General features: G+C 74.6%; 11 protein-coding genes. 8 read left to right on the top strand and 3 right to left on the bottom strand.

Annotation, left to right across the window (positions count from 1 at the left end; all coding sequences use genetic code 11):
* Positions 1-61: 61 nt before the first annotated feature.
* The gene (locus ACFRQN_RS36630; RefSeq protein WP_074001644.1) at positions 62-1,147 is read right to left on the bottom strand and encodes an alanine--glyoxylate aminotransferase family protein; all 1,086 of its coding nucleotides are present in this window, start codon (positions 1,145-1,147) and stop codon (positions 62-64) included.
* Between the two features lie 147 nt (positions 1,148-1,294).
* On the opposite strand from ACFRQN_RS36630, the gene ACFRQN_RS36635 reads away from it, so the two are divergent.
* From ACFRQN_RS36635 to ACFRQN_RS36665, 7 genes are all read left to right on the top strand, one after another.
* The gene (locus ACFRQN_RS36635) at positions 1,295-2,386 is read left to right on the top strand and encodes an amidohydrolase family protein (RefSeq protein WP_380744858.1); all 1,092 of its coding nucleotides are present in this window, start codon (positions 1,295-1,297) and stop codon (positions 2,384-2,386) included.
* 162 nt (positions 2,387-2,548) lie between these two features.
* Positions 2,549-3,226 carry a uracil-DNA glycosylase gene (locus ACFRQN_RS36640; RefSeq protein ID WP_049659571.1) on the top strand — a complete coding sequence of 226 codons (678 nt, stop codon included), beginning with the start codon at positions 2,549-2,551 and terminating at the stop codon, positions 3,224-3,226.
* A 285-nt stretch (positions 3,227-3,511) separates the two neighbouring features.
* Positions 3,512-4,279 (top strand): type I methionyl aminopeptidase, encoded by a 768-nt coding sequence (gene map / locus ACFRQN_RS36645; protein WP_380744860.1) that lies wholly within the window; start codon positions 3,512-3,514, stop codon positions 4,277-4,279.
* 24 nt (positions 4,280-4,303) lie between these two features.
* Entirely contained in the window at positions 4,304-4,999 is a 696-nt protein-coding gene (locus tag ACFRQN_RS36650; protein WP_380744863.1) for an HAD-IA family hydrolase, read from the top strand.
* 93 nt (positions 5,000-5,092) lie between these two features.
* Positions 5,093-5,518, top strand: a complete 426-nt coding sequence (locus ACFRQN_RS36655; protein ID WP_380744865.1) for an acyl-CoA thioesterase — start codon at positions 5,093-5,095, stop codon at positions 5,516-5,518.
* A gap of 169 nt (positions 5,519-5,687) precedes the next feature.
* Complete coding sequence (locus ACFRQN_RS36660; protein ID WP_380744867.1) at positions 5,688-7,220, top strand: alpha/beta hydrolase; 1,533 nt, start codon at positions 5,688-5,690, stop codon at positions 7,218-7,220.
* Between the two features lie 200 nt (positions 7,221-7,420).
* Complete coding sequence (locus ACFRQN_RS36665) at positions 7,421-9,730, top strand: transglycosylase domain-containing protein (RefSeq protein WP_380744869.1); 2,310 nt, start codon at positions 7,421-7,423, stop codon at positions 9,728-9,730.
* A 91-nt stretch (positions 9,731-9,821) separates the two neighbouring features.
* Here ACFRQN_RS36665 and ACFRQN_RS36670 read toward each other — a convergent pair whose 3' ends face one another.
* Positions 9,822-10,418 carry a hypothetical protein gene (locus ACFRQN_RS36670; RefSeq protein WP_049660092.1) on the bottom strand — a complete coding sequence of 199 codons (597 nt, stop codon included), beginning with the start codon at positions 10,416-10,418 and terminating at the stop codon, positions 9,822-9,824.
* Between the two features lie 49 nt (positions 10,419-10,467).
* Positions 10,468-11,016: an alpha/beta hydrolase gene (locus ACFRQN_RS36675; RefSeq protein WP_049660091.1), complete on the bottom strand. Its 549-nt coding sequence runs from the start codon at positions 11,014-11,016 to the stop codon at positions 10,468-10,470.
* Between the two features lie 257 nt (positions 11,017-11,273).
* On the opposite strand from ACFRQN_RS36675, the gene ACFRQN_RS36680 reads away from it, so the two are divergent.
* A complete protein-coding gene (locus ACFRQN_RS36680; RefSeq protein ID WP_049660089.1) occupies positions 11,274-11,840 on the top strand; it encodes a DJ-1/PfpI family protein in 567 nt (188 codons plus the stop codon).
* The last annotated feature ends 22 nt before the right edge of the window (positions 11,841-11,862 follow it).

Genomic DNA, 11,862 nt, shown 5'->3' on the forward strand with positions numbered 1-11,862 from the left:
GGAGCTGCTCCCGGGGCCGCCGCCGTGCGTGCGTCGGGTCGCGACGGTCGCTGTGCGCGCGTCAGGCCGCGACGGTCGCGTTCCAGGCGGCCTCGGCGGCGGCCAGGGCGGGCGCCGGGTCGGCCGAGGTGGCGGCGGCGAGGCCGGTGAGGCAGGCGCGGACGGTGTCCAGCGAGGCGGCCCGCCCGTAGTGGTTGACCCGCAGCATCGAGCCGGCCAGCGCGCCGCCGCCCGACTGGACCGGCAGGGCCGGGTCGAGGCGGGCGGCGAGGGCGGTCGCGTCGACGCCGTCCGGGGTGCGCAGGGTGGTGGCGACCGGGGCCGCGTGGGCGTCCTCGACGACGTACGGGGCCAGGGTGCCGAGCGCGCGGACGCCGGCCCGGGTGGCGGCCGAGGCGGCGCGGTGCCGGGCGATCACGGCGGGCAGGCCGTCGGCGGCGATCCGGTCCAGGCAGGCGCCGAGCGCGAGCATCTCCAACTGGGCCGGGGCGTGCGGCAGTACGGCGCGGCCGGCGTCGGTCCAGCGCTCCTTCCAGTCCAGCAGCGAGAGGTAGGAGCGGCGCGGGGCGGCCGGGTTGGCGGCGATCCGCGCCCAGGCGCGCTCGGAGACGGACACGGCGGAGACGCCGGCCGGGCCGCCCATCGCCTTCTGGCCGCCGATGACGCACAGGTCGACGCCCCACTCGTCGGTGAGCACGGGCTCGGCGGCGACGGAGGCCACCGCGTCGAGCATCAGCAGCGCGCCGTGCTCGCGGACCACGGCGCCGATCTCGGCGACCGGGTTGGTGTTGCCGGTGGCGGCCTCGGCGTGCACCAGGGAGACGAAGTCGATCTCCGGGTTCGCCTCCAGGGCCGCGGCGACCTGCTCGGCGCTCACCGCGCTGTCGAAGGGCACGGCCAGGTCGACGACCTTCGCCCCGCAGGAGCGCAGCCAGTTGCCGAAGGTCTGCCCGTACGGGCCGGTGACGACGTTGAGGGCGGTCGAGCCGGGGTGCGCGGCGCCGCGGATCGCGGCCTCCAGGGGCAGCAGCGCCTCGCCCTGGGTGACGATCACGTCGGCCCCGGTGTGCAGCAGGGCGGCCACCTGGTCCTCGATCGCCGCGAACTCGGCGGCGCTGAGCGGGGGCAGGTCGAGGAAGGGGCTCACGTCGGTATCGCCTTTCGCGGGGTTTCGCGGGAGTCGCGCGGGGGCCGCGCGGGGGTCGTGCGGGGGTCGTGCGGGGTGGGGGTGCGGAAACGAGTCTGCCGCATTGTGACTGCTTACACGGAACCCGCCCGTCGGTAGAGTGCGGCCATGAGCGATGGCGCGGTGCTGCACGTGCGGGGTCGGGTGCTGGTCGGTCCGCAGGACGTCCGGGACGAACTCTGGGTGGTGGACGGCCGGGTGAGCTTCACCCGCCCGCCGACCGCCGGGGACGTCCGGACGGTGACCGGCTGGGTGCTGCCCGGCCTGGTGGACGCGCACTGCCACGTCGGCCTGGACGCGCACGGCGCGGTGGACGCCGAGACCAGCGAGAAGCAGGCGCTCACCGACCGGGACGCCGGCACCCTGCTGATCCGCGACGCCGGCTCGGCCGCCGACACCCGGTGGATCGACGACCGCGAGGACCTGCCCCGGATCATCCGGGCCGGGCGGCACATCGCCCGCACCCGCCGCTACATCCGCAACTACGCGCACGAGATCGAGCCCGGCGACCTGGCCGCCTACGTCCGGGCCGAGGCCCGGCGCGGGGACGGCTGGGTGAAGCTGGTCGGCGACTGGATCGACCGCGAGCGCGGCGACCTCGCCGCCTGCTGGCCCGGCGACGCGCTGGCCGAGGCGATCGCGGCGGCGCACGAGGAGGGCGCCCGGGTCACCGCGCACTGCTTCTCCGCCGAGTCGCTGCCGGACCTGCTGGCGGCCGGGATCGACTGCGTCGAGCACGCCACCGGCCTGACCGAGGAGCTGATCCCGGTCTTCGCCGAGCGCGGGGTGGCGATCGTGCCGACCCTGGTCAACATCGCGACCTTCCCGGACCTCGCGGCCGGCGGCGAGGCCAAGTTCCCGGCCTGGTCGGCGCACATGCGGCGGCTGCACGAGCGCCGGTACGCCACGGTGGGCGCCGCGCACGACGCGGGCATCCCGGTGTTCGTCGGCACCGACGCGGGCGGCTCGCTGGCGCACGGGCTGGTCGCGGAGGAGGTGGCGGAGCTGGTGAAGGCGGGGCTGAGCCCGGCCGAGGCGCTGTCGGCGGCGAGCTGGGGAGCGCGCGCGTGGCTGGGGCGGCCGGGGCTGGAGGAGGGCGCGCCGGCGGACTTCGTGGTGTACGCGCAGGACCCGCGGGCGGACGTCCGGGTGCTCGCGGACCCGCGGCTGGTGGTGCTGCGGGGGCGGCCGGTCGGGTAGCCGCGCCGGGGTTCCGCCGCGGGGCCGGGGAGGGTGTCCGGGCGGGGGTGCCGCCGGCCCCGGGCCGGCCCGCCGCTGGGGTTCCGCCGGCCCGCCGGGCCCTTTCGATCACATGATCATCCGCTGAAAGCCGTGTCGGTGTAGGCCGATAGGGTGGCGACCATGGCACCGCGTCCACTGAACGAGATCGTCGAGCCCGGCTGGGCCACCGCCCTGGAACCCGTCGCCGGACGGGTCGCCGCGATGGGCGACTTCCTGCGCTCCGAGCTGACCGCAGGCCGTACCTACCTGCCCTCCGGCCCGAACGTGCTGCGCGCCTTCCAGCAGCCCTTCGCCGACGTGCGGGTGCTGATCGTCGGGCAGGACCCGTACCCGACCCCCGGCCACGCCGTCGGGCTCAGCTTCTCGGTGGCGCCGGAGGTCCGGCCGATCCCGGCGAGCCTGATCAACATCTACCGGGAGTACGGCACCGACCTGGGCCTGCCGGAGCCGTCCAACGGGGACCTCACCCCGTGGACGAACCAGGGCGTGCTGCTGCTCAACCGGGTGCTCACCGTCCAGCCGCGCAAGAGCGGCGGGCACCGGGGCAAGGGCTGGGAGGCGGTCACCGAGCAGGCGATCCGGGCGCTGGTGGCGCGCGGCGGCCCGCTGGTGGCGATCCTGTGGGGGAGCGACGCCCGCAACCTGCGGCCGCTGCTGGGCAACGTCCCGTCGGTGGAGTCGGTGCACCCCAGCCCGATGTCGGCCGACCGGGGCTTCTTCGGCTCGCGGCCGTTCAGCCGGGCCAACGAGCTGCTGGTGCGGCAGGGGGCGCAGCCGGTGGACTGGCGGCTGCCCTAGGGCCTGTCGTCGAACTCGCGTCTGCGGGGCGCCGCCGGGGCACGCACCTCGCCGCGTTGTCGTCGGTCGCCAATGGCCCCCAGCCTTCGGCCGGGAGGTGCCCCCACCGCAGTGGCTCCCTCCTCCGCCTTGCGATGCACGCACCCCAACGCCGCCCCGCCCGCCCTCCGGGCGGACGACGGGAGCTTGAAGACAGGCCCAGGCCCTCCCGCCCTGGGGCGTCCCACCCCCACGACCGTGATACAAATACCGGTATAAGAATTGGATCCAGGGGAGAGAAGCACCATGGTCGAACTCAAGTCGGACGCCGGGCTGGCCGCGATGCGCGAGGCCGGGCGGGTGGTGGCGGACGCGCTGGCGGCCGTCCGGGAGCAGGCGGCGGTCGGGGTGAGCCTGCTGGAGCTGGACGAGGTGGCGCGGGGCGTGCTCAAGGCGGCCGGGGCCACCTCGCCGTTCCTCGGCTACCGTCCGGCCTTCGCGCCCGTCCCGTTCCCGGCCGTCATCTGCGCCTCGGTGAACGACGCCGTGGTGCACGGCATCCCGGACGGCTACCGGCTGCGCGACGGCGACCTGGTGAGCATCGACTGCGGCGCCCTCCTGGACGGCTGGGCCGGGGACGCGGCGGTCAGCTTCACCGTCGGCACCGCCCGGCCCGAGGACACCGCCCTGATCGAGACCACCCGGCGCGCCCTGGAGGCCGGCATCGCCGCCGCCGTGGTCGGCAACCGCACCGGCGACATCGCCCACGCCATCGGCGCCGTCGCCCGCGCCGGCCGGTACGGCCTGCTGGACGGCTACGGCGGCCACGGCATCGGCCGCCGGATGCACGAGGACCCGCACGTGCCCAACGAGGGCCGCCCGGGCCGGGGTTACCCGCTGCGCCCCGGTCTGGTGCTGGCGATCGAGCCGATGCTGCTGGCCGGCGGCCGCGACGACCACCGCACCGACCCGGACGGCTGGACCCTGCGCACCGTCGACGGCGCCCGGGCCGCCCACGTCGAGCACACCGTCGCCATCACCGAGGACGGCCCGCGGATCCTCACCCTGCCCTGATCCGGAAGGACTTAGGCTCGGGCCATGACCAAAGCTGTGATGTTCGACTTCTCCGGCACCCTCTTCAGGGTCGTCTCCACCGCCGAGTGGCTGGCGGCCCACCTCGCCGCCACCGGCCTCGCCCTGCCCGCCGGGGAGGAGGCCGAACTGATAGCCCGGCTGGAGGAGTTCGGCGCCCTGCCCGGCGGTGTGCCGCCGCGCCGCATCCCGCCGGAGGTCCAGCAGGCCTGGGACACCCGCGACTTGACCCCCGAGCTGCATCGCACCGCGTACACCGCGCTGACCCGCGCCGCCGAGCCGCCCTCGGCCATCGACGTGGACGCCCTCTACGAGTCCCACCTGGCGCCCGCGAGCTGGCGCCCGTACCCGGACGCCGCCCCCGTGCTGCGCGAGCTGCGCCGCCGGGGCGTGCCGGTCGCCGTGGTGAGCAACATCGCCTGGGACCTGCGGCCGGTCTTCCGCGCGTACGGCCTGGAGGAGCTGGTCGACGTCTACGTGCTGTCGTACGAGGTCGGTGCCCAGAAGCCCGACCCGGTGATCTTCGAGACCGCCTGCGAGCGGCTCGGCCTCGCCCCGGCGGACGTCCTGATGGTCGGCGACGACCGGACCTGCGACGGCGGCGCGACCGCGCTCGGCTGCGGCTTCCACCCGGTCGAGCACCTGCCGGTCGACCGGCGGCCGGACGCCCTCACGCCGCTGCTGGCCGTCCTGTCCGGGTGATCCGGGTGATCCGGGTGATCCGGGTGGGACGGGCGGGACGGGTGACGGAGGACACGAGGTGGTGCCCCGGGGGCCCGGAGTACCGTGCGGGGCATGAGTGATCAGGACTTCACCACGCACATCACCGTCCGCGGGTACGAGACCGACTCCCAGGGGCACCTGAACCAGGCGGTCTACCTCCAGTACGCCGAGCACGCCCGCTGGGAGTACCTCCGGGCGGCCGGGGTCCGCCAGGCGGACCTGGTCGCCAAGGGGGTCGGCCCGGTGGTCCTGGAGACCACGGTCAAGTACCTGCGGGAGCTGCGCGCGGGCGACTCGGTGGCGGTCAGCTGCTCGTTCACCTGGCGGGACGGCAAGACCTTCCAGGTGGTGCAGCGGCTGGTCCGCGAGGACGGCGTGCTGGCCGCCGAGATCACCGGTGTCGGCGGCATCCTCGACCTGGCGGAGCGCAGGCTGGTCGCCGACCCGCGCGAGCCGCTGCGCGCCCTGGCCGCCGAACCGGGCCTGCTCGGCCTCTGAGCCGGACCGGACCCCGCCGCACCGCTCCCACCACCCCCACCCCGCGCGGCCGGAGACCGCGGCCGGAAGCGGTCTCCGCCCCCTCCCCGACGCCCGGGGGATTTCCCCACCCCCGACCGGCCCGCTGCCCGCATGGTTCCAAGTCCCGTGCCCCAGCAGACTCTTGGGCATGACGAAGCCCACCCGCACCACAGCCGCCCGCACCACCCCCACCCGCACCGTCACCGCCGCGTTCACCGCGGCCGCCGCCCTGGCCGTGACCGCGCTGAGCGCCCTGCCCGCCGGTGCGGCCGAGAGCGCGAAACCCGGGAGGGAGGGCCTCGCCTGGGCCGCATGTCCGGGCGCCCCGGCCGACAGCCCCCAACGGTGCGCCGAGGTCACCGTCCCGCTGGACTACGCCGATCCGGACGGCGCCCGCGTCACCCTCGCCGTCTCCCGGATCAGCGCCGCCGACCCCGGTCGGCGCCGAGGCGTCCTGCTGGCCGTCCCCGGCGGACCGGGAGGTTCCAGCCTCGACCTCGTCCACGGCATGGCCGGGCGCCTGCCCCAGTCCGTCCGGGACCGCTACGACGTGGTCGGCTTCGACCCGCGCGGCGTCGGCCGCTCCACCCCGGTCAGCTGCGGCCTCGACCCCGCCGACCTGTCGATGGTCAAACTGCGTCCCTGGCCCGCCGCCGACGGCTCGATCGACGGGAACCTGGCCACCGCCCGCCGCATCGCCGACACCTGCGCGCGCAACGGCGGCCCGGTGCTGCGCAGCATCTCCACCGCCAACGAGGCCCGCGACCTCGACGGCATCCGCCGCGCCCTCGGCGAGCGCCGCCTCTCCCTCTGGGGCGTCTCGTACGGCACCTACGCGGGCGCCGTCTACACCACCATGTTCCCGGAGCGGACCGACCGGGTCGTGCTGGACAGCAACGACGACCCGGACCCGTCGCGGGTCGGGCGCGGCTGGCTGGACGCCTACGGCCGGGGCGTCGAGGACCGCTTCCCGGACTTCGCGAGGTGGGCGTCCGCGCCGGACAACCCGGACCGGGTCGCGGACACCCCCGAGGAGGTCCGCCCGCTCTTCCTCGACCTCGCCGCCCGCCTCGACCGGGCCCCGCTGCCCTGGCCGGGCGCCAACCCGGCGGAGCTGAACGGCAACGTGCTGCGCCAGGCCCTGCTGGACGGCATGAACGCGGACGCCCGCTTCCCGGACGTCGCGGGGCTGATGCTGGCCGGTCTCGGCCGCCGTCCGCTGCCCGCCCCGGTGGTGCCGCCGGAGGCGGCGGTGCAGAACACCATCGCCGTCTCGGTCGGGACCCTCTGCAACGACGTCCGGTGGCCCGCCGACCCGGCCGGCTACGCCAAGGCCGTGACCGCCGACCGCGCCGCCCGCCCGCTCACCGCCGGCCTGCCGGTGAACGTGATGCCCTGCGCCTTCTGGCCGTTCGCGCCCGCCGAGCCGCCGGTGCGGGTCACCGACCGGGGCCCGTCCAACGTGCTGCTCACGCAGAACCTGCGCGACCCCGCGACGCCGTACACCGGCGCGCTCAAGCTGCGTGCGGCGTTCGGGGACCGGGCGCGGATGGTGACGGTGGACTCGGGCGGCCACGACGTGTACCGGGCCAACGGGAACGCCTGCGGCGACGAGGTGGTGACGGACTACCTGGTCACCGGCCACCGCCCGGCCCGGGACGTCTTCTGCCCGGCCGGCTGAGCGGGTTCGGCTGAGCGGAACCGGCCGAGCGAGGTCGGCCGGGCGGCGCGCGGGGGCAACGGGCCGTGGACGAACGGTCCTTGCCCCGTCGTGCACGTCCGTTCGACCCTCGGGAATGAGTCGAATCCGTCGCGATTTTGTGACAATCCTTCGCCAACACCCGCTCCCCACGGCCTGTTCACGGCCGTAATGTTCGATCTATGTCACCGAAGAGCCGCATACCCGCCGCTTCGGACCCGGGCGACACCTGGGTGCCGCGACCGAGGCGCCGCGAGACCCCGATCGGCTTCCTGGGCCACGCGGCCACCTTCCTCGGCTCCAGCGTGCTGGGCGGGGTGCTGCTGGCGGGCCTGATCCTCCCGGCGGCCGGGGCGGTCGGGCTCGGCGCGAAGAACGGCGCCGAGGGCTTCGAGAGCATCCCCGACGACTTCAGGACCCCGCCGCTGAGCCAGGCGACGCAGATCTTCGACGCCAACGGCGGCCTGATCGCCAAGGTCTACGAGCGCGACCGCACCGTCATACCCGCCGACCAGATGTCCCCGCTGATCCGCACGGCGCAGGTGGACATCGAGGACGCCCGGTTCTACGAGCACGGCGCCGTCGACCTCAAGGGCATCCTGCGCGCGATCACCAAGAACGCGGAGAGCGGCGCCGCCGTCCAGGGCGCTTCCACCCTGACCCAGCAGTACGTGAAGAACGTCAACGTGGAGAAGGCCGGGGACGACGCCGACGCGGTGCGCGAGGCGCAGCGCAAGACCCTCGGCCGCAAGATCCAGGAACTCCGGTACGCCATCAAGCTGGAGGAGGACCTGAGCAAGGAGCAGATCCTCACCAACTACCTCAACATCACCTTCTACGGCCACCAGGCGTACGGCATCCAGGCCGCCTCCCAGCGCTACTTCAGCAAGGACGCCAAGGACCTCAGCCTGCCCGAGGCGGCGATGCTCGCCGGGCTGGTGCAGAACCCGTCCCAGTACGACCCGAAGCTGCACCCGGTGGCCGCGCAGAAGCGCCGCGACACCGTCATCGACAAGATGGTGGAGAACAAGCACATCACCGCGGACCAGGCCAGGGAGGCGAAGGCCGCCCCGCTCGGCCTCAACTACCGGGACCCGCAGAACGGTTGCATCACCGCCAAGGCCGGCATGGGCTTCTTCTGCGACTACGTGCGGCACGTGGTCAAGCAGGACCCGGTGTTCGGCAAGAGCTCGGCCGAACGCAAGAAGCTGTGGGACACCGGCGGCCTGAACATCTACACCACGATGGACCCGGACAAGCAGGCCGCCGCCCAGAACGCCGTCTCCACCAAGGTGTACGTCACCGACCCGGTCTCGGCCGCGATGACGATGGTCGAGCCCGGCAGCGGCAAGATCCTGTCGATGGCGCAGACCCGCCCGTACGGCCTGGCCAAGGAGAAGAACGAGACCGTCGTCAACTACAACGTGGACGCGGCGATGGGCGGCGGCATCGGCTTCCAGCCCGGCTCCAACTTCAAGCCGATCGTGGCCGCCGCGGCCCTGGAGGCCGGCCTGTCGCCCACCCAGCGGTACGACTCGCCGAACCGGATGGACTGGCCGACGATGAAGACCTGCGACGGCACCTGGAAGAACCTCAGCAAGGGCAAGAAGGAGGGGACCATCCCCAACGAGAGCGCCGGTGAGGTCGGCCCGTACGAGCTCAAGCAGGCCATGGCGCTCTCCGTGAACACCTACTTCGTGCAGATGGAGCAGGAGATCGGCCTCTGCGCGGTCAAGCAGATGGCCAACAAGCTGGGCATGGAGGGCAAGGCGAACGGCGAGCCGCTCCAGGAACTGCCCGCGCTCGGCCTCGGCACCCAGGAGGTCAGCCCGCTGACCATGGCCAACGTGTACGCGACCTTCGCCGCCCGGGGCACCTACTGCGCGCCGCTGGCGATCAACAGGATCACCACCGTGGACGGCACCGACGTCCCGGTGCCCCCGGTCCACTGCTCCCCGGCGATGTCCGAGGACACCGCCGACGTGATCAACAGCGTGCTGCTCGGGGTGACCGAGAAGGGCGGCACGGCGCGCGACCTCGGCCTGGACGACGGCCGCCAGATCGCCGGCAAGACCGGGACGACGGACGAGAAGAAGTCGGCCTGGTTCACCGGCTACACGGGCAACCTGGCGGGCTCGGTCTGGCTGGGCAGCCCGGGCACCAAGGTGCCGATGCGCAACATCCGGATCGGCGGCAAGTACCAGGCCGAGGTCTTCGGCGCCACCGGCCCCGGGCCGATCTGGCAGCAGGCGATGAGCGACGCCGTCCGGAGCATGCCGGAGAAGCCGTTCGCCACCGTCCGCATCCCGGACCCGCCCCGGCGGGACGCCAACTGCACCACCGCCAGCGGCTCGCCGGGCTCGGTCACCTGCAGCGGCGCGCCCGCCACCGGGGGCCCGGGCAACACCGGCCGGCCGCGCGACACCGGCCCGACGACCGGCCGCACCGCGCCGTCCGCCCCGCCCGGCACCACCGACCCGTCGGACCAGTGACCCCGAGGAGCAGCGACTCCGAGGAGCGGTGACCCCGACGACCGGTGAACTGCCCGGCCCCGCCTGAGTACCCGTACCCAGGCGGGGCCGGTTACCGCGCCTCGACCGGTTCGCCGCTGTCCTGGTCGAGGTTGAACACCCGCCGGTAGGAGTCGGTCACCACGGTGATCTGCGAGCGCCCGGTCCAGCTCGCCTCCACCAGCCGGGCGTCGCCCGGGCGCCGGCCGATGTCCGCCAGCGACCAGCGCCGGGCCGACCAGCCCTCGCCGCTCTCCAGCAGCACCTGCCAGCGCTCGTCCGGGCCCGGCCCGGTGGCGTACGAGCGGTGCACCACCACCAGGGCCCGCTCGGCCCCGGCCGGGGCGTCCTCCCGGCTGCGGGTCTCGGCCGCCGACACCTTGTGCGCGGCCAGCACGCCGAGCAGGAACACCACCCCGGCGGTCACCGTGACCGCCCGGGTGGCCGTCCGCACGGCGGCGCGCGGGTCACTCAGCCAGGCGGCCGCGATCAGCGCCGCCAGCGCCCCGCCGATCAGCAGTTCCGGCTGGTTGAGCAGGTCGGCGACCAGCATCAGCCCGCCCGAGCGGCTCTCCCACTGGCCCTCGGTGTAGAGCAGGACGGCGGCCAGCCCGCTGCCCGCCAGCAGCCGGACCAGGACGCGCCTGGTCCGGGACGTCCGTCGGTTCATCGTCCCCCGGTTCATCGTCCCCGCGCCCCCGTTCCCCCCGTCGCCGCGGTCACAGCCCGGCGAGCAGTTCGCGGCCCTCCGGCCAGTCGCCCAGTCCGGAGTCGGAGTTGAGGTGCCCGTACGCGCCCGGCTCGACGTACCGGGCGCCCCAGGCGGCGGCGAACGCGCGGGCCCGCTCGGCCGAGACCCACGGGTCGTCGGTCGAGGAGACCACGACGGCCGGGAACGGGAACCGCTCCAGCGCCACCGGGCGGAAGTTCACCAGCTCCGGGACCTCGGCGGTGTCGACGTCCGCCGGGGCGACCAGCAGCGCGCCCCGGACGGCGGCGGTCCGCTCGGCGGAGGCGGTGGCGACCCAGTGGGCCGCGGTGACGCAGCCCAGGCTGTGGGCGACCAGCACCACCGGGCCTTCGGCGGCGGCCGCGGCCACCGCGGCGTCCACCCGGGCCACCCAGTCCGTCCGCTCCGGGTGGTCCCAGTCCGCCTGCTCGACCCGGCGGAAGGACTCCGGCCCGGCCGCCTCCCAGCGGGTCTGCCAGTGCTCGGGGCCGGAGTTCTGGTAGCCGGGGAGGACGAGGTAGGTGGTGCGGTCGGGCATGGGCTCCTCCGGGAGCGGGACGGTCGTGGGCAGCAGGAGTCTAGGACGCGGGCCGCCGACCCCCGCAGCCGGGCGCCCGACCAGGCGCGCACTCCCCGCAACCGGCGCGCGTAGCTCCGTATGCGCCGTCGTACGCCCGGTGCGCCCCGTTGCCAACGGTGTCGCCGGTACGGGAGGTTGGACCGGGCCCGGGCCGGCCGCCACCGCCCGGCGCCCGTACCCGATCCGAGGCTCGACCACGTGGAGGGATGTCGGCGATGACATCGAAGATCCTGCTCGTCACCGGGGACGCCGCCGAGTCACTGGAGGTGTTCTACCCCTACCAGCGGCTGCGCGAGGAGGGCTACCAGGTCGACATCGCGGCCCCGACGAAGAAACGCCTCCAGTTCGTGGTGCACGACTTCGTCGAGGGCTTCGACACCTACACCGAGAAGCCCGGCTACACCTGGCCCGCCGACGTGGCCCTCGCCGACGTCGACCCGGCCGACTACGCGGCCCTGGTCATCCCCGGCGGCCGCGCCCCCGAGTACCTGCGCAACGACCCGGACGTACAGCGGATCGCCCGGCACTTCTTCGCCGAGGACAAGCCCGTCGCCCAGATCTGCCACGGCCCGCTGATCACTGCCGCCGCCGGCCTGCTGGACGGCCGCCGCAGCTCCGCCTACCCGGCGCTGGCCCCGGACATCAAGGCGGCGGGCGCCGAGTTCGTGGACGGCGAAGCGGTGGTGGACGGCGTCGTCGTCTCGGCCCGCGCCTGGCCCGACCACCCGGCCTGGCTGCGGGCCTTCATCGAGGTCCTGCGCACCAAGGCGCCGCTCGCCTAGCGCTGATCCCGGAGCCGGACCC

This window comes from Kitasatospora sp. NPDC056800 (assembly GCF_042789775.1).
Lineage (GTDB): Bacteria > Actinomycetota > Actinomycetes > Streptomycetales > Streptomycetaceae > Kitasatospora.